The sequence below is a fragment of the Xenorhabdus eapokensis genome, from assembly GCF_001908105.1.
The window spans coordinates 70000-93635 of the sequence record NZ_MKGQ01000001.1 but is presented as its reverse complement, the minus strand read 5'-3'; the positions used below and the strand labels follow the sequence as shown (position 1 = coordinate 93635).

The following is a 23636-nucleotide window of genomic DNA, read 5'->3' as shown; positions in this document are numbered from 1 at the left end:
TGCCTATCTTTTGTAACTGCTGAACAAGTATCGATTTTATCCAATATTTATCTTCACCTACTTGGATCATATATCTAATCCTATGTTGATTTTGAGACTGTTAGTGTATTGTTCTTACTCTTTGTTTAAGTTTGGTTTGTTGCATATTACTCAATTTGGGACTACCTTGTTTATGTGTACTCAAAATCCTACTTGTTTAGTACACCCTCATTTGCTTCTTATTTCGCTCTTCCCCTCCCTGTATTCAGGGAGGGATTTTTATTATTAAAAGTTTTCTAAAATAGAATTTTTCCTACCATCCATAATTGCGTCAACTATACCTCTCAATAATATCTTTCTGGCATACGCCTATCATAAATTAAGTTTTTATAATTATCTAATTTTGTTATAAATATTTCCGTGCATTTCCATTATAAGAAATTTAAATTTCATTAACCATCAATATAATAATTAGAAAATAAATTCACTTATTTTATAGTCAAGTAAGGAAAAAATAGGAAATTCATTATGAATATTAAAAAATCTCTACTTTTGGCGGGATTGACAGCGTTTGGTACTATCCCATTCTCCAGTATCGCTGAACCAGATTCAAATCATGGATATATCGACACACCGCCAAGCAGGGCACTTTTATGCCAAAAAGGCATTAATAAAAACTGCGGGTCTGTCACGTACGAACCACAATCGATTGAAGGTCCCAAAGGCTTCCCACAAGGGGGACCACCAGACGGACAACTCGCCAGTGCTGGTGTTGGTCAGTTCAAACAACTGAATGAACAAAGTCTAGACCGCTGGCATCATGTTACTATCAATAAAGGAATCAACAAATTTAATTGGACAATAACAGCCCGCCATAGCACCACTTCATGGCAATTCTATATTACTAAACCTGGCTGGGATCCAAACAAATCTCTCACACGCGCCCAATTTGATCTAACTCCCTTCTGTGAGCGTTTTGATAATGGAAAAAGGCCAGGCCAAACTGTCTCTCTGAACTGTGATATTCCCGATCGTTCAGGCTACCATGTTATTCTCGGTGTGTGGACAATTGCTGATACCGCTAATGCTTTCTATCAAGTTATTGATGTTGATATTAAATAATATTTTTTAATTATACTAACATCGTATTTATAAATATTATCTGAGTACAAAAAGTGCTGATCACTTGGCAGCACTTTTTTCTAAAAAATTGAAATGCCTTTCAGATAAAATCTATTCACCTAACACAATTCTACACATAGAAAAATATGAAAAAATCAACTATTCTTAGAATTGCCAGACCAACAGATAATCTTATTAAAATTGCAGAAATGTATTGCAATGGCTTAAATTTTATCATACTAGGTGAATTCATAGATCACGATGGTTTTGATGGTATTATGCTGGGGCATCCCAACCATTCCTGGCACCTTGAATTTACTCATCATCACAATACACATGTTGGTAAGGCTCCAACTAAAGATAATTTATTAGTGTTTTATATTGAAGATAAGCTTGAATGGCAAGAACAAGCACAATCAATGCAAAATGCTGGGTTTATTCTCGTTCCTTCTTATAATCCTTATTGGGATAAGGGCGGAAAAACTTTCGAAGATATCGATGGTTATCGTATTGTATTACAACATGGTACATCAGAGATTTAGTTATTTATTTTACGGTTAATGGTTTATTCAAAGGATTATTTCCTTATCACATTGATCATTTATTTAATTAGGCTGTCAGTGATAATCTGATTAGATTTCTACTTGTTATTTCTGATAGCCTAAAAAACTGCCATAATGTTTATTTGATCATGTCATGATAAGAATGTTTTCTGCTCAGATTCCCTTCGCAGGCGCAAATCTGCTAACTCTCTCCCATCAGCACGATCCCATTTCACAAACTCTTTTGCTGCGCCCTGGTAATCACCTGTATTCAATTTTTTCAACAATGTTGAATGAGCAAAATTATCGATCCCTAAATTGAAAATAAACGAGCATAAGGCATCAAATTGTCCTGGTGTCAGTGGTATCTTAACTAACCGCTGAATGGCTGCATAAATAGGGATAAGATCTTGATGTAAAAATTCCTCAGCCTGTTGCACAGTTATCACTTGTCCAGGTTTTACTCCTTTTGTATGGCCATACCCAATTGTCCACGGTGCTGCTCCAGTAGCGGGATCTGGGTATGCTTTCAATTTCAAGCCTTCATAACTTTTGAGTTTATTAATACCACTTTCACTGATTTCCATTCATTTTTCCCTTACCAAATTGCGGACCAATACAGATCAAGTGTAGATGAAAAAAAATCAATCAACAAAACCCCATTTACAGTAGGTGGTAAAACCTCGACAAAAATCAAAATAAAAAATAATGCGTTAAATTTCAATAAATTATTATAATTTGCAAATTTTTTTTAATTTTTAAAAAAATAATTGAATAAAAATCTTGACTCTTTTGCTTTTGCGCATAAAATCCTCCTTAGAATTTAGATTTTCGTGAAGTAAATCACAATTTATAACCCTCAAAGGAAATCATCATGAAATCTGTAAAATCTTTCCTCTCAAATGTACACTGCGTTGTTATCCGGTTATCAGCAACTCGTTTTATGTAAGAATTGCTAAAGTATAATAAGCCAGTTCAAAAAATCTGGCTTTTTATCGTTACTACAGCCTTAGGGTAAATGCTTTCTTACCTATTTCATTATCTACACGCTATTCATTGAACTTCTGTCCCAAAAATTTGTCTCAGATCCCTAATAGATTTCAAGGCGTAATACTGCGACAAGGCAACAACCTGCAAAAATCAAAATGAAGGTATAGAATTCATAAAATTTCTATGCTGACTAATTTTCACTATTTATTTAAACATCAGGAGAACACTATGAACTCAACGGACTTTCGTAGTCTGAAGTTAAAATCAGAATTAGGGATATTTGAGATTATTTTACATCTCGTCATCTGGTTTCTGATTATTTTATTTACATTAGGGCTAGGTGCCTTTATGTTTCCCTACTATATGACTCGTTTTATTATTAGCAAAACGCATGTTATAGACCGAGATAGTGGACAAATTATCGGCAAATTAAATTGTGAGATCAGTTTTGTCCAAATAATTGGGTATGTTGTGATTTGGGCTATTCTCTCTTTTATTACATTTGGTCTTTTATATTTTGTCTATCTTTACAAAATCATAGCGCATTGCATTAATCATACACGAGTGGTCTCTGCATAAAAACTAGCAGAATAGATAATCACAGGCATAATCCTCTTATGTCTGTGATCATTTTTTCGTTTAAAATTTAAAAAATTGCAGCTAAATTAACAAACTGCAATTTGACATCTATGAAATATATTTCATCCGAAATTAGGATTTATTATCAAAGTATTTTTCAACCAAAGCATATAAAATGGCGATGGTTTCTATATCAGGTATTCCATCATAATATGATTGGCGGAAATGCATTTGAAATGCTTTAATTAAGGATTGAAAATTTTCTTCTTTTTCTGTACCTGTGATGTCATAACCATAACGCTTAAATTTTTTTAAAATCTCGGCGGTATCAGGTAGTCGATGCCCGAATTGTTCAATATATTTCTGCTTAGTTTCTTCGTCATACCATGCACCAACTCCTGCATCATATAATTCTTTCCACGGAAAAGAGGGACCTGGATCAGTTTTTCTTTGCCATGCAATATCTGAATGCCCTACAACATGAGTCGGTTCAATATCTGGGTAACGTTGTAATATATTGATGGCTAATTCTTTGAGAGCAGCAATTTGATCAGGGTGATAAGGAGGGAAAGTGAAAACGCCATGATCATCACTGGCTTCGTTCACAATCTCAATACCTATGGATGTATCATTCAATCCTTCTCGCCCATCCCAAAAACTTATTCCTGCATGCCAGGCTCTTTCAAGTTCATCGACTAAATTGAATATGCGAACTTTATCAAATCCAGCCGCTTGATAAGTCGGATCATCTGGAGTTGGAACCAGGTAATGGGCACTGACGAACTCCCCAGTCAAGGCTTGAATAGATTTCTCAAAGTTCAATGCAGTATAGTGCATAACTAAAAAGCGGGAACGTCTGTTAAAACTTTTGCTCGAACGATATGAATTATAATCAATTTTATACATCATTGTTCTCCTTTATTTATTTTGCTGGATAAAACGGTAAGTCTCAAATTACCTCTAATCCGTTGTTATCAACAGCATAAAAGGAACGAACACAGCAATAAAGGTTTTGTTTATCTATTTTTTAGAACATCGCGATAGAAGCAGGTGGAGAAATGGCAAGAATATGGACATATCACCGTGATGAACGATATGTCCACAAGCAAGAATAATCCGAAATTTGTCGCGGCAGTAATAAGACTGGCTAATTTAAGGGAAATTAAAGCTCAATTTCAATATCCGTCAATGGATAACAGCTACAGGGTAAAATTTCCCCTTCATTAACAAATGCCAATGGCTTGCAAGGATAACCAACCTTCCCTTTGACCAGACGAACACGACAAGAACCGCAGTACCCCTGCCGACATTGGTATTCAAGCTGAACTTTGCCGTGTTCCAGTGCTTGCAATAAATTGTCGTGCAAACCTGAAGAATAATGGATAGATAACCCCTGCCGTGACGGCAGGGTGACTTTGTAATCAGCCATATCAGAGTTCGAAACCACTGAGATCCTCAGTATTGACTTCCGAATCAATCTGACCAACCAAGTAAGAGCTGACTTCAACTTCCTGTGGAGCCACTTGAACATTATCAGAAACCAGCCATGAATTGATCCATGGGATCGGGTTAGAACGGGTTTCAAATGGTAACTTCAAGCCAACTGCCTGCATACGAATATTGGTGATATATTCAACATACTGGCACAGAATATCTTTATTCAGTCCGATCATGGAGCCATCTTTAAACAAATAATCAGCCCACTCTTTTTCCTGCTCGGCTGCCTGTACAAACAGATCGTAGCACTCTTGTTCACACTCTTTGGCAATTTCCGCCATTTCAGGATCATCCTGACCAGAGCGCAACAGGTTCAACATGTGCTGCGTTCCCGTTAGATGCAGTGCTTCATCACGGGCAATTAGTTTGATAATTTTGGCGTTACCTTCCATCAATTCACGTTCAGCAAAAGCAAATGAACATGCAAAACTGACATAGAAACGGATAGCTTCCAGGGCGTTAACGCTCATCAAGCACAAATAAAGTTGCTTTTTCAATTCACGCAGATTAACGGTAATCGTTTTACCTGCAACATCATGTGTTCCTTCACCGAACAGATGATAATAGTTGGTCATTTCGATCAGATCATCATAATACGCGGAAATGTCTTTAGCGCGTTTTAAAATCTGTTCGTTCTCCACAATATCATCAAATACGATAGAAGGATCATTCACGATATTACGAATTATATGTGTGTAAGAACGCGAGTGAATTGTTTCTGAAAACGACCACGTTTCAATCCATGTTTCCAATTCCGGAATGGAAATCAATGGCAGAAAAGCCACATTGGGGCTACGCCCCTGAATGGAATCCAATAGCGTCTGGTATTTTAGATTGCTAATAAAAATATGCTTTTCATGATCCGGCAGTGCGTTATAGTCAATGCGATCACGGGCAACATCTACTTCTTCCGGACGCCAGAAGAAAGAGAGTTGTTTTTCAATCAACTTTTCAAAAATAGGATATTTTTGCTGATCAAAACGCGCTACGTTAACAGATTGACCGAAAAACATCGGTTCTTGTAACTGATCATTTTTTACTTGTGAAAAAGTGGTATAGGACATAGTTTCCTCAAATTAAATCTTACACGCGCCGCCTTCACAATCGGAATCTGCTGACTCAACAACTTCTTCCAGATCACCCTGAACGTCTTCTGCCCCATCACGGGTGTTGTGGTAATACAATGTTTTCACGCCATATTTGTAAGCGAGCAATAAATCTTTCAGCAATTGGTTCATCGGAACTTTGCCATTAGGGAAACGCGCCGGATCATAGTTAGTATTGGCAGAAATCGACTGGTCGATGAATTTCTGCATAATCCCCACTAACTGTAGGTAGCCATCGTTGCTCGGCATTTGCCACAGCAGCTCGTAAGCGCCTTTCAGAAGCTCGTAATCGGGCACAACCTGACGCAGGATGCCGTCTTTGGATGCTTTTACACTGATATAACCACGTGGTGGTTCAATACCATTGGTCGCATTAGAGATCTGCGAAGAAGTCTCTGATGGCATCAATGCAGACAATGTTGAGTTACGCAGGCCATATTGTTGAATGTCACGACGCAGTGCTTCCCAATCCATGTGCAAAGGCTCACTGGTCAGGGTATCCAGTGTCTTTTTGTAAGTATCAATCGGCAAAATACCTTGTGAATAAGTGGTTTCACTAAACCACGGACAAGCACCTTTCTCTTTTGCCAGTGCGTTTGAAGCTCTTAACAGGTAATACTGAATAGCTTCAAATGTTTTGTGAGTCAGGTTGTTAGCGCTGCCATCAGAGTAACGTACACCGTGTTTCGCCAGATAATAAGCGAAGTTAATGACGCCAATACCCAGAGTTCGACGCCCCATTGAGCCTTGTTTTGCGGCGACGATAGGATAATCTTGATAATCCAGCAAGGAATCCAGCGCACGAACTGCCAGCTCCGACAACTCTTCCAATTCATTCAGATTTTCGATGGCGCCCAGGTTGAAAGCAGATAGTGTACACAGCGCAATTTCGCCGTTTTCATCGTTAATATTGTCCAACGGCTTCGTTGGTAGTGCAATTTCCAGGCACAGGTTAGATTGACGCACAGGTGCAATAGCTGGATTAAACGGGCTGTGAGTATTGCAATGGTCAACGTTCTGAATATAAATACGGCCTGTTGAAGCACGCTCTTGCATCATCAAAGAGAACAATTCAACCGCTTTAATGCTATTTTTGCGGATATTACTGTCATTTTCGTACTGAGTGTACAGGCGCTCAAACTCCTCCTGATCCTCAAAGAATGCATCGTACAATCCTGGCACATCAGACGGGCTGAACAGAGAAATGTCTTCCCCTTTAATCAGGCGCTCATACATCAGTTTGTTAACTTGTACACCATAGTCCATATGGCGAACACGGTTACCTTCAACACCACGGTTGTTTTTCAATACCAGCAGGCTTTCAACTTCCAGATGCCACAGCGGATAGAACAGTGTTGCTGCACCGCCACGAACGCCACCTTGAGAACAAGATTTCACCGCAGTCTGAAAATGTTTATAGAATGGGATACAGCCCGTGTGGAAAGCTTCACCACCCCGGATTGGACTACCCAATGCGCGAATACGACCCGCGTTTATACCGATGCCAGCACGCTGGGAAACATATTTAACAATTGCGCTGGATGTCGCATTGATAGAATCCAGGCTGTCACCACACTCAATCAGGACACAGGAACTGAATTGACGGGTTGGTGTGCGAACCCCTGCCATGATTGGCGTTGGCAGCGAAATTTTAAAGGTAGACACTGCATCATAGAAACGACGGATATAGTCCAAACGCGTTTCTTTTGGATAAGTGGAAAACAGGCACGCGGCAACCAGCATGTAGAGGAATTGGGCACTCTCATAAATTTCGCCAGTCACACGGTTTTGTACTAAATATTTCCCTTCCAACTGCTTGACCGCTGCATAAGAGAAATTCATATCACGCAAATGATCAATAAAACTATCCATTTGCTCGAATTCTTCTTTGGAATAGTCTTCCAGCAAATGTTTATCGTATTTACCCAGGTCAACCATTTTTACGATATGGTCATACAGTGCAGGTGGCTCAAACTGACCATAGGCTTTTTTACGCAGGTGGAAAATCGCCAGACGCGCTGCCAGATACTGATAATCAGGCGCATCACCGGAGATCAGGTCAGCCGCAGCTTTGATCATGGTTTCATGGATATCCGATGTTTTGATGCCATCGTAAAATTGAATCTGGGAACGCAGTTCTACTTGTGACACTGAGACATTTTTCAGACCTTCAGCAGCCCAGGTAACAACCCGGTGAATTTTATCAAGATCAATTTGTTCTTTATGTCCATCACGTTTGGTAACTAGCAGACTCTGGTTCATGGGGAAATACACCTTCTCTCTTTTCGTATCCCACCTATATTGTTCCTTGACCTCTTGACAGCACGATGCCCCCAAGATGGCTGAGGAGCCAGTCGGGGCTTAGCTACAATTTATTACTGTTTCGCTACTGCTTATTACAAGCTGCTACTACAAGGTGACAAGAAACACAATATATAGGGGGTAATTAAAACGGTAATAACAAGATAATGTTATTTTCGGGTTTTATCAAGTGCACAAGATCGAGAAGTTTTGTGGATAACTTGAGGATTAATTTTGGCAAAAAGCCGATAACCTGCGTAGTTACTTGATGTTACTTTCATAAGGCTATCGGCGAAACAGGGAAAATAAAATCGTAAAAATAATATCTAGTTGCCGTTTTATTAATCCCTAAACGGCCTTTGTCAGACAGATCGGGTGTGCAACATATAATTCACGTCTACATTATGACCAAGTCGAAATTTATCTGTTAACGGATTGTAATGTAAACCAATAATATGTTGTTCTTTCAGAGTAGTCTTATCAATCCAATTGATCAGTTCAGAGGGACGAATAAACTTTTTCGCATCATGTGTTCCTTTTGGCACCATGTTCAATATATATTCAGCGCCGACAACGGCCATCAACCAGGCTTTTCGGTTGCGGTTAATCGTTGAAAAGAAAACATGACCACCAGGTTTGACTAATTTGGCACAGGCATGAACTACAGATTCTGGATCTGGCACATGTTCAAGCATTTCCAGGCAGGTCACCACATCATAAGCATGTTGGTGCTGTTGTGCGTGGCTTTCTACCGTTTCCTGAATATAAGAAACGGAAACGCCGGATTCCAGTGCATGCAAACGGGCAACTTGCAAGGGTTCAAAACCCATATCCAACCCTGTCACTTCCGCGCCTTCACGCGCCATACTTTCCGACAAGATACCGCCACCACATCCAACATCCAGCACTTTTTTCCCAAAGAGACCGTCAGCATGTTGCAAAATGTAGTTCAAACGCAGTGGATTGATTCGGTGCAATGGCTTGAATTCGCCTTCAAGATCCCACCAACGGGAAGCAACGGCTTCAAATTTTTCGATTTCCTGCTGATCCACATTGGCATGGGATTGGATGGGTGAATCAGGGGTTTTGGCGTTCATCAGCAATATCGCTCCTAGGCACTGCTTCACAGCAAACTGGTTCACAGCAAACTGATTCACAGAAAATGTAACAGTATTATGGGGATGTGTGATAAGAAACTATTATACATGCCTTAATCTTGAAATACCCGCGTCAGGTTTTTATAAAACTGCCATTTTGTGGTATAATTTAAGCCTTTGAATTCGGAGTATGAGGGACAGTGGCTCCATGAGCGACATTGCCAGAGAAATCACACCGGTCAATATCGAAGAAGAGCTGAAAAGCTCGTATCTGGATTATGCGATGTCCGTTATTGTTGGACGCGCACTGCCAGATGTTCGGGACGGACTGAAGCCAGTACACCGCCGCGTACTTTTCGCGATGAATGTATTGGGAAATGATTGGAATAAACCTTATAAGAAATCTGCCCGCGTTGTTGGGGATGTTATCGGTAAATACCATCCACACGGTGACAGCGCTGTTTATGACACGATTGTTCGTCTGGCACAACCATTCTCCATGCGCTATATGCTGGTTGACGGTCAGGGGAACTTTGGATCAGTAGATGGCGATTCTGCGGCAGCGATGCGTTATACCGAAGTGCGCATGGCAAAAATTTCCCATGAATTGCTGGCAGACTTGGAAAAAGAAACTGTCGACTTTGTGCCCAACTATGATGGCACAGAGCAAATTCCCGAGGTAATGCCAACCCGTATCCCCAATTTACTGGTGAATGGTTCATCAGGGATTGCAGTCGGTATGGCAACCAACATTCCACCTCATAATTTATCTGAGGTGATCGATGGTTGTCTGGCTTATATCGATGATGAAAACATCAGCATCGAAGGCTTGATGGAACATATCCCAGGCCCTGATTTCCCGACGGCTGCTATCATCAACGGACGCCGTGGCATTCAGGAAGCCTACCGTACAGGTCGTGGTAAAATTTATATCCGCGCCCGCGCAAAAATTGAAACTGATGAAAAAAATGGCCGCGAAACCATTATCGTCAGTGAAATCCCTTATCAGGTCAATAAAGCCCGCCTGATCGAAAAGGTAGCTGAGCTGGTAAAAGAGAAGCGCATTGAAGGGATCAGTGCACTACGTGATGAATCCGATAAAGATGGAATGCGCATCGTTATCGAAGTAAAACGTGATGCTGTTGGTGAAGTTGTCCTAAATAATCTGTACTCACTGACCCAATTACAGGTTTCATTTGGTATCAACATGGTTGCTCTGCATCAGGGACAACCTAAATTACTTAACCTGAAAGATATTCTTTCTGCGTTTGTTTGCCACCGCCGTGAAGTCGTTACACGCCGGACAATTTTTGAACTGCGCAAAGCTCGCGAACGTGCCCATATCCTTGAAGCATTAGCTATTGCCCTGGCGAACATCGATCCTGTTATCGAATTGATCCGGAGAGCCTCTACACCTGCTGAAGCGAAAGCCAGCTTGATTTCCCAGGCGTGGGAATTGGGCAATGTTGCCTCTATGCTGGCACAAGCAGGTGATGATGCTGCCCGTCCTGAATGGTTGGAACCACAGTATGGTATTCGTGACGGTAAATATTACCTGACCGAACCACAAGCACAGGCTATTTTGGATCTGCGTCTGCAAAAACTGACCGGCCTTGAGCATGAAAAACTGCTTGATGAGTATCGTGACTTGCTGAAAGCTATCGCGGAATTGCTGTTCATTTTGGAAAGCCCAGAACGTTTAATGGAAGTCATTCGTGAAGAATTGCTGGTTATCAAAGGACAATACAACGATGCCCGCCGGACTGAGCTGACCGAAAATTCAGCGGACATCAATATTGAAGACCTGATTAATCAGGAAGATGTTGTGGTTACACTGTCTCATCAGGGATATGTCAAATATCAACCACTGTCTGATTATGAAGCCCAGCGTCGTGGCGGCAAAGGCAAATCAGCCGCACGTACCAAAGAAGAAGATTTCATTGAGCGTTTATTGGTCGCTAATACCCACGACACTATTCTCTGCTTCTCAAATAAGGGCAAGATGTACTGGATGAAGGTATATCAATTGCCGGAAGCAAGCCGTGGTGCCCGTGGTCGCCCAATTGTCAACCTTCTGCCATTGGATCAAAACGAACGTATTACAGCTATTTTACCCGTGCGTGAATATGAAGATGGGCTGAATATTTTCATGGCAACAGCCAGTGGTGTTGTTAAGAAAACCAAGCTCAGCGAATTTAGCCGTCCACGCAGTGCCGGTATCATTGCCGTAAATCTGAATGAAGGGGATGAGTTAATCGGCGTTGACCTGACAGATGGTAGCAACGAGGTCATGCTGTTCTCTGCGCAAGGTAAAGTCGTTCGTTTCCTCGAAGAAGAGGAAGAAACGCTGGAAGATGGTACTGTTCGCATAAAAGGTGTACGGGCAATGGGACGTACTGCAACTGGGGTGCGTGGTATCAAACTCAGTGAAGGCGATAAAGTTGTTTCCCTGATCATTCCTCGTGGACAAGGAGAAATCCTGACCGTCACTGAAAATGGTTACGGCAAGCGTACCGCCGAAAGCGAATATCCGACGAAATCCAGGGCTACCCAAGGCGTCATTTCCATCAAAGTCAGCGAACGTAATGGCAAGGTTATCGGCGCAATTCAAGTAGAACCTACTGATCAGATCATGATGATTACTAATGGAGGAACATTAGTACGAACCCGTGTTTCTGAGGTCAGTGTTGTTGGCCGCAATACACAAGGCGTCACCCTGATCCGCACAGCCGAAAACGAAGAAGTCGTTGGTTTACAGCGCGTAGCTGAGCCAGATGACGATGATGAAAATGACAATATCGCAGCGCCTTCTGATGAAGGGAATAGTGAATAAAAAAGTAGCGAGTTAAAAAAGAGTAAATCACAATGGCAGGCATTTAAGTGCCTGCTTTTTTTGTTCAATTTTTTGACGAAGAATTAGCAAGATGCAAATGCTACTTTGTATTCCCTGCTACACTAGTATATGCTGTAAGCAGTTATTATTAATCATATATTTCATCAGGCGATCTCTTGAGATATTTATCTTCTTTTCGGACGTCATTAAAGATATCACGTTATCTTTTTCGGGTGCTTGGATTTATGCTATGGGCGCTTGGCGCCTTATTAACCAGCTTTTATTTGACCAATCTTTTTAATGCACTCAAATCTGATATTCGTCAAGAATATAATGCCAACTACGATATAGCCTTTTCTCATATACGACATATTGCTAATATCTTGCGAGATATTCAATTTATGGCGGAACAGCGCTTATCACAAGATAATGATAGAAACCAAACCATCGTACCACATAATAACGATATTCTTTCGTACATTCCTTTGAATGAGAGTTCCAATTGTGAGCTATTACAGCGAACCTCACATAATAATTTATATTCATTAGATCAGTTGATTGCATTTTGGGGAGAAAATGTTGCCGCTATACGCAGTATAAATCAGGCTTTTTTCATTGGGGTAAAAAGCAAATGCATGGTGAGTTTTTTCCCTCATAACAATATTACCGAACCTGATGCACTGAAAAAAATGATCTACGAGAATACCCGCAGGTTGATCAACATGAGAGAACAAAACAATGAAAGAGCGCTCTTTTGGATCCAACCTAACCCCAAAGCGGATGGTGGTAACCTTTATGTTTTTACGCCTATTTATATTAATGGGCACATGACAGGCATCATAGGTATTGAAAAATCTATCAGGCTAGACTCTTTCTTGCAAAGAAGGGATCGGCCTATCACAATCACGATGCTAAATGAATCAGACCAACCCGAATTGCAATATTCGATAAAAACGCATAATAAATCCCTTGCTATCAATCCCAACTTGCAACCCACGTATTTTGGTTACGATGAGGATTTTACCAGCTTGGTATTAATGCGGAACTTATCACCTTCTTCATTACGTATTATCTATTCGTTACCGCTAAAACATATTTATGATGAACTGAAAATCAGTGTCATTAATGGCATTATCTTGAATATTATTTCTGCGATGGCAATTATCTTTTTTGGTTGGTTATTTGAACGTAAAATGTTTTCTCCCGCAGAGGAAAACGCTATCCGCCTTGAAGAGCATGAGCAATTTAACCATAAAATTGTCGCCTCTGCCCCAGTCGGGATAAGTATTTTAAGGATCAGCGATGGGGTTAACATTTTGAGTAATGAATTAGCACATGATTACACTCGCATGTTGACGTATGAAGATCAAAAACGGATTGTCGATATTATTTGCGATAAAAATAGCAGCTATATTGATGTTGTCACCAGTAACAATAATCATCTGCAAATTAGCTTCGTACACTCACGTTATCGCAATGAAGAAGTCGCAATTTGTGTACTGATCGATGTCAGCACTCGTGTAAAAATGGAAAAATCATTGCAGGAAATGGCTTCAGCAGCAGAACAAGCTAACCAGGCAAAATCAATGTTTCTTGCCACAGTCAGCCATGAATTAAGGACTCCACTTTATGGCATTATTGGTAATCTGGAGTTGATGCAGTCTCATACATTACCCCCAGAATCCGCCCGATTACTGGCAACAATGAATAATTCATCATCACTATTACTAAAAATTATCAGTGATATTCTTGATTTCTCGAAAATAGAATCCAATCAATTAAAAATTGAACCCAAGGATTTCAATTGCAAAGAGATCCTATCCCATGTGATTTCAAACTACCTCCCCCTGATTGCCAAAAAAGGCTTAGGTTTATATTGCTATATTGAACCAGATGTCCCCGATATCATCCGTAATGATCCTGTAAGGTTACAACAAATTATCTCCAATTTACTGAACAATGCGATCAAATTTACAACATCTGGCTACGTTGTTATTGAAATCAGCTCAAGGCATGGCTATCTGTATGTCAGTATTAAAGATACCGGACTTGGGATAGAGGATAAGTTACAACTTCAATTATTCGAGCCCTTTTTCCAAATCAGTGCCAATAAAGAAAGTTCCTCACAAGGTACAGGATTAGGTTTGGCTATTTGTGAAAAACTTATCAACTTGATGGATGGTGATATTGAATTCGTCTCACAAAAATATGTTGGCAGTATCTTTTCTATCCGTCTCCCTTTATATGGCGTGAAATATCATACCAAACAATTATCCAACCCGCGGACACAAAAAAGAATTCTGTTAAATATTAATAATGATTTTCTGGAAAAATATTTGCAAAATTTTCTTACACAAAATCATTTCCAGGTTGCCCTCTATGACGAAAGCCAACTCGATGGCACAGAAATACTAATTAGCGATCAAGCTAATAAACTAAACAGTTTTGTATGTTACTTTATAGAAATATCAGAAAAACATAGTGGTTCACCAAAACAAATTCGAGAAAATTATTGGTTATATAACACTTATGAACTGAATGAACTGGATAGTATGCTGGATAACCTCCTATCAGGACGGGATTTTTTGCCCGTTATTTCTGTATCATCAACAATTCCTATTACAGATAAAATCATCCAAACCGATATTTACTTAAATGAAATTAAAGTATTAGTCGTTGATGATCACCCTATTAATCAGAATTTACTGGTTGATCAATTAAATTCAATAGGGTTTAGTGCATCAATGGTTAATGATGGTGTTAAAGCCATTGAGTATCTGAAAAATCACACAATAGATATTATTCTAACGGATGTTAATATGCCCAATATGGATGGCTATGAACTGACCCAATACTTGAGGGGCAAAGGTTATGCCAAACCCATTATCGGTATTACGGCCAATGCACTGGCAGAAGAAAAACAACGTTGTGCTAATATGGGCATGAATGATTGTCTGTCAAAACCTGTATCACTGGCTATTTTAAAAGAAACATTAATTAAATACAGTGATATTTAAACTCATACACACTGAACCCTGAGTGATGGAAAATCGGTAACCACGGTTACCGATTTTTCATTAAAAAAGATAACCTATTGATTAATTAACAATATCTTTGTCAATAGTGACAGAAGATAAATAGTTAAGCAATGCGATATCGTTATCAACTCCCAGTTTTGTCATAGCTGATTTTTTCTGGCTACTAATTGTCTTAATACTGCGATTGAGTTTTTTAGCAATATCAGTAACAAGAAAACCTTCAGCAAATAAACGCAGGACTTCGCTCTCCTTAGGAGATAAACGTTTATCCCCATATCCATTGGCATTAACCTTTTCAAGTAACTTAGACACACTTTCAGGTGTAAATTGCTTCCCTTTTTGTAAAGCAGAAAGTGCTTTGGGCAAATCTGTTGGTGCTCCTTGCTTTAACACAATCCCCTCAATATCAAGCTCAAGTATGGCGCTTAAAATAGCCGGATTATTATTCATTGTAAGAACAACAATTGCCAATGTTGGGTAATGACGCTTAATATACTTTATCAGGGTGATACCATCACCATATTTATCACCAGGCATTGACAAGTCTGTTATGAGAACATCTGCTTCTATATGTGGCAAACTATTAATGAGCGTCGTTGAATTTTCAAATTCACCGACCACATTAATCCACTCGATTTGTTCAAGTGACTTGCGGATGCCAAACAAAACGATGGGATGATCATCGGCAATAATGACATTAAGGTTATTCATATTATTGGTTACCTTGCTGCAACAGCTTTATGACAAAGGAATCAAGGAAGCTGATGCTATTTTTGATTTCTATTTCATTATTGTCTGCTATGTGTTTTTCCAATGCCTCACAGGATGACCTAAGAAATTTCAAATCCAACATAGCAAACGCACCCTTAAGGCGGTGTACCGTTTGCGAAAGTGATATCAAATCATGTCGGTCTATATCAGTATACAGTCTGCTAATGTCCATAGGGACTGTCTCTATAAACAACTTCCTGTAATCGCTGTTTGCCAACTGAGTTTGATAACTTCTGAGGATATTGCAAACACTGCTATCAACATCATCAAGCAAATCAATATTCTTAACTAAATCACCTGCTGGTTTAGAGATTTCATCAATTTCTTTTGATCCATCTAAACTGAAATTTTCTTCAACCAGAAACGATATTGCACTGATAATATCATCAGCAAGATTGTAATTGCATTGAACCATTCCTGGCTTCAACTGCTTAAATCCTGTTAAGCTCCCCACTAATAATATAGTTGGTTTTTCCTGTTTGTACTGCTTTTCTTCTTTGTACGGCCTATCCATAAGGATCATGTCGTACTCTTCCGTAATATCTTCTTTTCTCTTATCAAGATATGCTGCACCATAATTATTGAGATAAGTATGGACGATTTTGCTGATCTCAGGATTATGGATATCAATTAAAATTGTGATCCCTTCCAAAAGTTGAGGGGTTTCGCTATTTTCATCGTGTTGTGATAAGGGCAAATTGATAACATAATGTGTTCCCAGCCCTAACTTACTTTTAATATCCAGGTTTCCTCCCATTCTTTTGCTCAACTGATTACACAAATAAAAAGTCATGCCAGAATGGGTAGAATATTTATCTTCCACTGATTGATTCAGAAAGGGATAATTTAAGCTGGTTAAATCTCTTTCACTTAAACCAGCACCACTATCCATCAACTCAATTTGAATATAATTGTCATATTTGCCTGAACGATTGCTACTAACAACCAATGATATTTTACCATAGCTGGTCGTCGTTATTGCATAATTAAATAACAATGTAATAATTTTACTTAATGCTACCCCATCCCCTGTGAATAAAGATTCACGAGAAATATTAAAGTGATAATAAACCCTCAAACCTTTAGCATTTAATATTGGCAAAGCCTCTTTCAAAATATTTTCCAACCGTGAAGAGAGGGAAAATATTTCATTATTTGGCTGCCAATCTCCTAGCTCTAACTCATTGATCAATGAAATGTTATTAAGCCATTCATTGATATATTTTGATTTATCTAATAACTTATCCAATAATTTTTGTTTATTTTTATCTTGTGACAATCGCTGCAATTGGTTGGCAATATTATTAATACTATTAATAGGATGCTTTATTTCATTATTAATATTTGCAAGCATAGAACGTCTGATCTGAATACTTTTATCATACTCCCTATGGGCAAATTGCAATCGCTTATTTGCCATGACTTCCTGATCTTTATCTTGCAGTAAAAACAGGTAAGCTTCTGGTAATAAACTATTGTTATAAATTTTTATTTCATAAACGGCTTCATCAATGGATGTCTGAATTACACCATGATGTTGTTGTGCCATAGCCATAACTTTATTCAAATCCAGATGGGGCATCAACTGCTCTGCAACTTTATTAATTATCATTATTTGATTTGATTCAAAATTATAAACCACGACTCCAATAGTGATATTAGAGATAATATCCCTATTTAAGGTGTCTTTAATTTTCAGTTCATGAACCATGGAAGCATTCGGTGCAATATATCGCCTGCGGATATACAATAATCCACTCAAAGAGAACAGAAAGAACAGCAATATAGAAAGCAAGAGCCAGACATTCCTGAGTAACAAATCTACAATCAGTGCCTTCAATGAGACTTGGTAAATCAACTTATACGGCACGACATCAAGAGGTTGAGAAAATTCGAGCCAAAAACCATTTAACGAAACCTCAACGTTATCGGAAGCATCAGATTCATGTAAGTTGAGCGCATCCAAACGGAAATTTGCTGGTGACATATCAACCGGCAAAAGGTTATTAATGGGTAAATCAAAAGCAATAATGGTGGTTAATTGCCCTGTTACATTAAATGCAGCTTTATAGGTGTAGAAATAAATATTTTCACTACGCAATACATTAATGGAGGAAATGCTCTCTTTTTCATCTAATGAGGATGATTGTTCCAACATCTCAGTGCGTTTGATTTCAGGGTTCAGAGTCAGATAGCTCTCTTTGAACCTGATTTCTGGTTTTAGAATCGGATAGGTTGTTATCAATAATAAATTATTATCCTGTCCATTAAGATAGTACATAGACAAATATTCATTATGAGCCCCCCAGAGAATATCCAAATAGCTGGATAAATGCTGGGCAAGTTGGATACTTGAGTCGTTATATTGACCAAAAATAATTGCATCAACAGAATGATAACGATTTTCTAGCCAATAAACATCGGGACGCAATTTAAACAATGGCATATTCTCCTGAGAGGAGACTGGCAGAGTATTTGACTGAGCAAAAATATGACTTGCATGGTAACGATAATCTTTAATCTGCAATCTCATCTTAGCTGTTACACTACTGATAGCATATTTTTTCTCCATCAGCCAAATATCAAAATAGTTATACCCGAATAAAAATAGAGACGTAAAAAGCAAAGTAACAAATAACGCGTAAAAACGAGGAATAGCGGATGGCTTGATAGGTGGTTGTTTATACATTCTTTGGATGGTTGCCTTTAGTATGAATATATTTTGGTCAATGCGACATCAACCCGTCGATAAATAAGCCGGTATGCTGTACTTAATATTAGCAGGTTAGCCAATGAAAAGGCCATTACAGATCGAAGATTGAGCAAACAGTAAAAAAAACACGATTTTTTTTCTTTAGGGGCTAGACACATCAAAACGATATAGGCATAATCTCGCGCCATGGAAGGATGGCCGAGCGGTCGAAGGCAGCGGTCTTGAAAACCGCCGATGGGAAACCATCCTAGAGTTCGAATCTCTATCCTTCCGCCAGATTTCGCCGGCTTAGCTCAGTTGGTAGAGCAACTGACTTGTAATCAGTAGGTCACCAGTTCGACTCCGGTAGCCGGCACCATATAAGAACCCGTTATCTATAAAGTAGATAGCGGGTTTTTTCTTTATGTATCAAACAAAAGTTTTACGCATATATTTTCTTCCTTTTCTACCTTCTCAATTTACAATTCCAAACTACAAAGTTATTTGACATACTAATAAATTATGTTACTCAACAAAGAAGTTTCTGGTTATTTTTTAACTTAATATGCTTCTGCTTGCTAAGTTATTTTCTCCGAATCACATAGCTCGATAACGAATTACCCAATGCCTCACAAAGTGTAATTATTTATTTACACCTTGTGTATTGTAAATTTGACAGACATAAATCAATCATTTAACCTGCTGACCTTATAACTATTTCTCAACATATTCAGAAACGAGGATCGCGTGAAAAATCGCACTATTGGCAGTATTTTTATCGTTGCTGGAACGACGATTGGCGCAGGAATGTTAGCAATGCCATTGGCAACGGCAGGTGTGGGATTTGGAACTACATTGGCTATGTTAATCGCCCTGTGGGCTTTGATGAGTTATACCGCACTCTTGCTCGTGGAAGTGTATCAATATAGTAAGTTTAATGCTGGGTTAGGAACCGTCGCGAAACGCTACCTTGGGTTAGGTGGACAGGTGTTGACCGGATTCAGTATGCTTTTCCTTATGTATGCCCTGACAACAGCTTATATTAGTGGTGCGGGTGAATTACTGGCGAGCTCCCTCTCTTCTTGGTTAGATAAACCTGTTTCTGTCTCTGCCGGTATCGGTATTTTTACCATTATTGGTGGTGGGGTAGTCTGTATTGGAACCCAATCTGTCGATTTTATTAACCGCCTGCTGTTTAGCGCTAAAATTGTTTTTCTGGTGATCGTACTCGGCGTAATGATGCCTCATGTTGATAAAATCAATCTGATCTCCATGCCTATTGAGCAAGGATTAGCACTCTCTGCCATCCCTGTTATTTTTACTTCATTCGGATTTCACGGTAGTGTGCCAAGCATCGTTACCTATATGCAAGGTGATACTAACAAACTACGGAAAATCTTTATCATCGGTAGTGCTATTCCACTGTTCGCTTATATTCTGTGGCAATTGGTGACACTCGGCGCGATTTCTTCCAATACATTTGTTGGCATTCTTGCACAAGAATCTGGCCTGAATGGGTTATTGAAAGCGGTGAGAGAAATTGTCGCTTCACCTAAAGTGGAGTTTGCTGTTCATCTATTTGCCGATCTGGCGCTAGCCACCTCATTTCTCGGCGTTGCCTTAGGGTTGTTTGATTACCTTGCTGACCTTTTTAAGCGCAGCAATCACGCCAAAGGACGTTTACAAACAGGGTTAATGACTTTTGCTCCACCATTGCTCTGTGCGCTGTATTACCCTAATTTTGTGATGGCACTGACATTTGCGGCTGTCGCCCTCTCCATTCTCGCGCTGTTATTGCCTTGCCTGCTGGTTTGGCGTAGCCGTGAAGAAAACAAGGAAGGTTATCGTGTCAGAGGAGGTAAGCCGGCATTAGTCTTTGTGTTCCTGTGCGGGCTCGCAGTTATTGCCATTCAGATTGGTATTGTTACAGGTGCATTGCCAAACGTGGGGTAAATTTATCCTGTCTAAGGTTATTCGCATCAATGTTAATGCGAATAACCTTGCAGCATTTTCGTCTAATTAAAAACTAAAACCAGCGCCAACATAAAAACCATCGGAAACCTTATGATTACGATGACCATGACTACCCCGTATGTCAATGACACGGTAGCCAACATCTACACTCAGAGGTCTGAAAAATGTATAACGCGCTCCCCCTGTAGCTTCAGTATAAGAATCCATTCCTGACGTTAAGCCTGATGGTGAACCATAAGCCTCACCATACAGGGATAAGGAAGAAGTCACGGCCCAACTCAGGCCAGCGCCAACAGCCAATGCCGCCCCATCTTTCCCATCTTTGGGAGACAAATAAAGCCCTTTCGCGCCGACGTTTGCAGCTAAGGGGCCAAATGGCAGACCGAAGCCTAAACCTAAACTACCTAGCTGACCATTGTGATCACTACGAGTCCAGTTACCCGTCAGAGACAGGCCAGCATATTTATCACCAATCCCCACTGATGTGCTTGTGCTGTGTTTCCCCACCTGAGCATCTATAGAGAGAGCATTTGCTGAGCCAGCTATAAAAAGTAAACTAGCGGCACCAATAGCAATAAAGCCTTTCATAATTTTGTCCTTTAATAAGTAAATGCCCATATGAGCCAAGATATTGTACTTAAACCGACGTGGCGACATAGATGACAAAAGCAAGGAAACGTTTATATTTATAAAGATATGTAAATGACGTTATCATTTATTATGTTTACTATTTATCTCTGTTACCCATTGCTTAACTTGTTGGCGTGAAACCTTTATTCCCCCATTTTTCAGTTGGACAGGTAACACATAGCAGGCAACAGGCCGTTGGAAAGCTGCGATTTTATCCGCCAGCCAATCAATAATTGTCTCTGTTAGTGCAGGATTTTGGGTTTCAATCACTGCTACTGGCCGATGACCAAATTCAATATCAGGAATGGGAACCACAAAACTCTGTTCAATTTGAGGATGTTGGCTAATGATCCGCTCAATATCTTCTGGCTGAATGCCCTCCCCACCACTGAAAAATTGGTTGTCGAGACGTCCTGAGATCCGTAATTCTCCCTGTTCAAATACGCCTCTATCCTGAGTTGAAAACCATCCTTCGTTATCTGCCAATGGCTTCAATTCCCCATTAAACCAATAGCCACTTGCAATACTGTCAGCGCGGATCTGAATTTCTCCCTCTACTAAGCGAATGGATTTTCCAGGGAGTGGATTACCTACCCCTGGCAGCCCATCAGCCCGTTTTGCACAAACAGTTGATGCCATTTCAGTCAACCCATAGCCACACCAGCAACGAATACCCAATTCCTCAGCCCGTTGGGTCAGTGATGTCGGTATCATGGCGCCTCCCAATAGTACTTCTTTTAGCGTCAATGGATAATTACAGGGTTGTTCCAGCAAACGCCACAGTTGGGTCGGTACCAGTGATGCATGGGTACACCCAGATAGCGCACGATCCAATGGCTGTAAATCCCGCAGCACTAATGTTGCGCCTGTTTGTAACCAGCGCCAAAGTATCCCCTGGCCTGAAACATGAAACAGCGGCAATGACAGTAGCCAACTATCATCTGGCTGAAAATCCATGCAGGAAAGAATGCCTTGCGCACTGGCAAGATGAGCACCAATGGAATGTACCGCCGCCTTAGGTAATCCAGAAGAGCCTGAGGTCAAGATCATACTGGCAGGACGTTGACTTTCCCACAACCCCAGAAGGTTACTTTTCAACCAATCATTATGTTTCACCGGAAACTTTTGTTGCCATTCGAGTTCTTTTACTTGAATGGCAAGCGAAGGTGAGTCTGTGAAATCCACCCCATAATCCATATTGAGGTGAGGCAATAGCTCCACCAGCAATCGATCAGGTAATTGAGGATTAAGAGGTAACGCTCTGGCGCCACATCGTAGGGCAGCCAGGTAACACAACAGAAGTTCTGCACTGTTCTTGCCTCTCAGGAGCACACCACTACCCTCGACAACGCCCTGTTGGTGGAAACGGGCAGCCATAGCATTGATTCTTTGCGTTAATTGATGCCAGGTAAGTTGCTCATCATATAACTGAATGGCCTGTTTTTCAGGCAAGGCCGCAGCCCAATGCTGCCACGGCCATTGATTCCACTCTATTACTGACATTTATAACTCCACACCATGACCAGCTTATCCAGCATGACACACGGAATATGACTATCTGGCCAACAACGGATAAGTTGTGACTGGATAAGATCCAGAGTATCCAGACCCGGAAGTGAATCAGGTGTGAGCCATTGGGCAAGACGAGCCAATTGCGTCAAGCCAAAGCTACTTTCAATACTGGAACTTATCACTGCCTCTATTCCTGACTGATGAGCCTTGATAATTAATTGACGGCAACGATCAATACTGCCTATCAATGTCGGTTTGATGATAATAGCAGAGACGCCCTCCTGAGCTTCCAGCGTAAAATCAGCTTCACGGACACTTTCATCCCACGCAATGGCAATACCCGTTTCACGGGCAAATACCAGAGACTCTTCTTGGGTTTTGCAGGGTTCTTCGATAAAAGCGATTCGATGCCGATAATCTGGATTGACATATTTAACGAAACCCTCTGCTTTTGTGCGTGTCCAACTGCGGTTAGCATCTAACCGCAACTGAAGATCAGGCATCGCTTCAAGCATGACATTAACGACCATGCCATCCCGTACCGCTTCATACAGCCCTACTTTCACCTTGGCAATCTTCTGGCCTGTCATCTCTCCCAAACGCCGGATCACATCATCGGGATCGCCCGTACATAACGGCACCTTGCGATAACTGGCTGTTTCAGGTAATTCTCCCCGCAATTCCGCCAGTGCACAGCTTGTGCCAAACGCAACGGAAGGAAGATCGCGCTCTTCTGGCTGCATGCCCAAACACCATTGTTGCAGCCACTCCAGCGCCGACTCTTTAGCCTGTTCAAGCGTTTCATGACTAAATTCAGGCAATGGGGAAATTTCTCCCCAACCGTCTCGTCCATTTTCCTGCAAGTGCACCAAAAAACCGTCACGGGTTTTCAGGCGCTGGTAACGCAAAATAATGCCTGCCTCCATTGGCAGACTGAATTGGTATAGGGTTGCTTTACGCATGATGGATGACA

General features: G+C 40.4%; 17 protein-coding genes and 2 tRNA genes. 8 read left to right on the top strand and 11 right to left on the bottom strand.

From position 1 onward, the window contains the following. Positions 1–507 precede the first annotated feature (507 nt). On the top strand, positions 508–1101 hold the full coding sequence (locus Xedl_RS00355; protein ID WP_074022093.1) for a lytic polysaccharide monooxygenase: 594 nt from the start codon (positions 508–510) through the stop codon (positions 1099–1101). A gap of 146 nt (positions 1102–1247) precedes the next feature. Further along, positions 1248–1643 carry a VOC family protein gene (locus Xedl_RS00350; RefSeq protein ID WP_074022092.1) on the top strand — a complete coding sequence of 132 codons (396 nt, stop codon included), beginning with the start codon at positions 1248–1250 and terminating at the stop codon, positions 1641–1643. Positions 1644–1795: 152 nt separating this feature from the next. Here Xedl_RS00350 and Xedl_RS00345 read toward each other — a convergent pair whose 3' ends face one another. Then, positions 1796–2230: a lysozyme gene (locus Xedl_RS00345; protein WP_074022091.1), complete on the bottom strand. Its 435-nt coding sequence runs from the start codon at positions 2228–2230 to the stop codon at positions 1796–1798. A 586-nt stretch (positions 2231–2816) separates the two neighbouring features. Here Xedl_RS00345 and Xedl_RS37605 point away from each other — a divergent pair. Beyond that, entirely contained in the window at positions 2817–3212 is a 396-nt protein-coding gene (locus Xedl_RS37605) for a DUF6693 family protein (protein WP_422645883.1), read from the top strand. 132 nt (positions 3213–3344) lie between these two features. Here Xedl_RS37605 and Xedl_RS00335 read toward each other — a convergent pair whose 3' ends face one another. The 5 genes from Xedl_RS00335 to ubiG all read right to left on the bottom strand — a co-directional run bounded on the left by Xedl_RS00335 (position 3345) and on the right by ubiG (position 9213). After that, entirely contained in the window at positions 3345–4118 is a 774-nt protein-coding gene (locus Xedl_RS00335) for an N-acetylmuramoyl-L-alanine amidase (protein WP_074022089.1), read from the bottom strand. Between the two features lie 256 nt (positions 4119–4374). Next, on the bottom strand, positions 4375–4641 hold the full coding sequence (gene yfaE, locus Xedl_RS00330; protein ID WP_074022088.1) for a class I ribonucleotide reductase maintenance protein YfaE: 267 nt from the start codon (positions 4639–4641) through the stop codon (positions 4375–4377). Between the two features lies 1 nt (position 4642). After that, positions 4643–5773 carry a class Ia ribonucleoside-diphosphate reductase subunit beta gene (gene nrdB / locus Xedl_RS00325; RefSeq protein WP_074022087.1) on the bottom strand — a complete coding sequence of 377 codons (1131 nt, stop codon included), beginning with the start codon at positions 5771–5773 and terminating at the stop codon, positions 4643–4645. Positions 5774–5785: 12 nt separating this feature from the next. Further along, on the bottom strand, positions 5786–8077 hold the full coding sequence (gene nrdA / locus Xedl_RS00320; protein WP_074022086.1) for a class 1a ribonucleoside-diphosphate reductase subunit alpha: 2292 nt from the start codon (positions 8075–8077) through the stop codon (positions 5786–5788). 401 nt (positions 8078–8478) lie between these two features. Further along, positions 8479–9213: a bifunctional 2-polyprenyl-6-hydroxyphenol methylase/3-demethylubiquinol 3-O-methyltransferase UbiG gene (ubiG, locus tag Xedl_RS00315; protein ID WP_074022085.1), complete on the bottom strand. Its 735-nt coding sequence runs from the start codon at positions 9211–9213 to the stop codon at positions 8479–8481. 208 nt (positions 9214–9421) lie between these two features. Here ubiG and gyrA point away from each other — a divergent pair, with 208 nt between their 5' ends. Both gyrA and rcsC read left to right on the top strand, forming a co-directional pair. After that, positions 9422–12046, top strand: a complete 2625-nt coding sequence (gene gyrA, locus Xedl_RS00310; RefSeq protein WP_074022084.1) for a DNA topoisomerase (ATP-hydrolyzing) subunit A — start codon at positions 9422–9424, stop codon at positions 12044–12046. A gap of 176 nt (positions 12047–12222) precedes the next feature. Continuing rightward, complete coding sequence (rcsC, locus tag Xedl_RS00305) at positions 12223–15063, top strand: two-component system sensor histidine kinase RcsC (RefSeq protein ID WP_074022083.1); 2841 nt, start codon at positions 12223–12225, stop codon at positions 15061–15063. Between the two features lie 81 nt (positions 15064–15144). Here the strand turns inward: rcsC and rcsB are convergent, their stop codons facing one another. Both rcsB and rcsD read right to left on the bottom strand, forming a co-directional pair. After that, positions 15145–15795, bottom strand: coding sequence for a response regulator transcription factor RcsB (rcsB, locus tag Xedl_RS00300; protein WP_074022082.1), 651 nt, complete (start codon positions 15793–15795; stop codon positions 15145–15147). A gap of 1 nt (position 15796) precedes the next feature. Beyond that, a complete protein-coding gene (gene rcsD, locus Xedl_RS00295) occupies positions 15797–18544 on the bottom strand; it encodes a phosphotransferase RcsD (protein ID WP_074022081.1) in 2748 nt (915 codons plus the stop codon). 212 nt (positions 18545–18756) lie between these two features. Here rcsD and Xedl_RS00290 point away from each other — a divergent pair. The 3 genes from Xedl_RS00290 (at position 18757) to tyrP (ending at position 20500) form a co-directional block, all read left to right on the top strand. Beyond that, a tRNA-Ser gene (locus Xedl_RS00290) sits at positions 18757–18844 on the top strand. Positions 18845–18850: 6 nt separating this feature from the next. Next, a tRNA-Thr gene (locus Xedl_RS00285) sits at positions 18851–18926 on the top strand. Between the two features lie 428 nt (positions 18927–19354). Then, positions 19355–20500, top strand: coding sequence for a tyrosine transporter TyrP (gene tyrP / locus Xedl_RS00280; protein WP_422645886.1), 1146 nt, complete (start codon positions 19355–19357; stop codon positions 20498–20500). A gap of 66 nt (positions 20501–20566) precedes the next feature. On the opposite strand, the gene Xedl_RS00275 is transcribed toward tyrP, so the two are convergent. The 3 genes from Xedl_RS00275 to menC form a co-directional block, all read right to left on the bottom strand. Then, positions 20567–21109 carry a YfaZ family outer membrane protein gene (locus Xedl_RS00275; RefSeq protein ID WP_074022079.1) on the bottom strand — a complete coding sequence of 181 codons (543 nt, stop codon included), beginning with the start codon at positions 21107–21109 and terminating at the stop codon, positions 20567–20569. A 123-nt stretch (positions 21110–21232) separates the two neighbouring features. After that, complete coding sequence (menE, locus tag Xedl_RS00270; RefSeq protein WP_074022078.1) at positions 21233–22654, bottom strand: o-succinylbenzoate--CoA ligase; 1422 nt, start codon at positions 22652–22654, stop codon at positions 21233–21235. After that, positions 22645–23625: an o-succinylbenzoate synthase gene (gene menC, locus Xedl_RS00265; RefSeq protein WP_074022077.1), complete on the bottom strand. Its 981-nt coding sequence runs from the start codon at positions 23623–23625 to the stop codon at positions 22645–22647. Before menC ends, menE begins: the two co-directional genes overlap by 10 nt. Positions 23626–23636: the final 11 nt, after the last annotated feature.

What these genes read in the sequence shown, in the direction of transcription:
- Xedl_RS00335 (WP_074022089.1), bottom strand. Translation starts at nt 4,118, where the DNA reads ATGTATAAAATTGATTATAATTCATATCGTTCGAGCAAAAGTTTTAAC.
- nrdA (WP_074022086.1), bottom strand. Translation starts at nt 8,077, where the DNA reads ATGAACCAGAGTCTGCTAGTTACCAAACGTGATGGACATAAAGAACAA.
- yfaE (WP_074022088.1), bottom strand. Translation starts at nt 4,641, where the DNA reads ATGGCTGATTACAAAGTCACCCTGCCGTCACGGCAGGGGTTATCTATC.
- Xedl_RS00355 (WP_074022093.1), top strand. Translation starts at nt 508, where the DNA reads ATGAATATTAAAAAATCTCTACTTTTGGCGGGATTGACAGCGTTTGGT.
- Xedl_RS00345 (WP_074022091.1), bottom strand. Translation starts at nt 2,230, where the DNA reads ATGGAAATCAGTGAAAGTGGTATTAATAAACTCAAAAGTTATGAAGGC.
- nrdB (WP_074022087.1), bottom strand. Translation starts at nt 5,773, where the DNA reads ATGTCCTATACCACTTTTTCACAAGTAAAAAATGATCAGTTACAAGAA.
- tyrP (WP_422645886.1), top strand. Translation starts at nt 19,355, where the DNA reads ATGTTAGCAATGCCATTGGCAACGGCAGGTGTGGGATTTGGAACTACA.
- gyrA (WP_074022084.1), top strand. Translation starts at nt 9,422, where the DNA reads ATGAGCGACATTGCCAGAGAAATCACACCGGTCAATATCGAAGAAGAG.
- rcsB (WP_074022082.1), bottom strand. Translation starts at nt 15,795, where the DNA reads ATGAATAACCTTAATGTCATTATTGCCGATGATCATCCCATCGTTTTG.
- Xedl_RS37605 (WP_422645883.1), top strand. Translation starts at nt 2,817, where the DNA reads ATGCTGACTAATTTTCACTATTTATTTAAACATCAGGAGAACACTATG.
- Xedl_RS00350 (WP_074022092.1), top strand. Translation starts at nt 1,248, where the DNA reads ATGAAAAAATCAACTATTCTTAGAATTGCCAGACCAACAGATAATCTT.
- ubiG (WP_074022085.1), bottom strand. Translation starts at nt 9,213, where the DNA reads ATGAACGCCAAAACCCCTGATTCACCCATCCAATCCCATGCCAATGTG.
- rcsD (WP_074022081.1), bottom strand. Translation starts at nt 18,544, where the DNA reads ATGTATAAACAACCACCTATCAAGCCATCCGCTATTCCTCGTTTTTAC.
- menC (WP_074022077.1), bottom strand. Translation starts at nt 23,625, where the DNA reads ATGCGTAAAGCAACCCTATACCAATTCAGTCTGCCAATGGAGGCAGGC.
- menE (WP_074022078.1), bottom strand. Translation starts at nt 22,654, where the DNA reads ATGTCAGTAATAGAGTGGAATCAATGGCCGTGGCAGCATTGGGCTGCG.
- Xedl_RS00275 (WP_074022079.1), bottom strand. Translation starts at nt 21,109, where the DNA reads ATGAAAGGCTTTATTGCTATTGGTGCCGCTAGTTTACTTTTTATAGCT.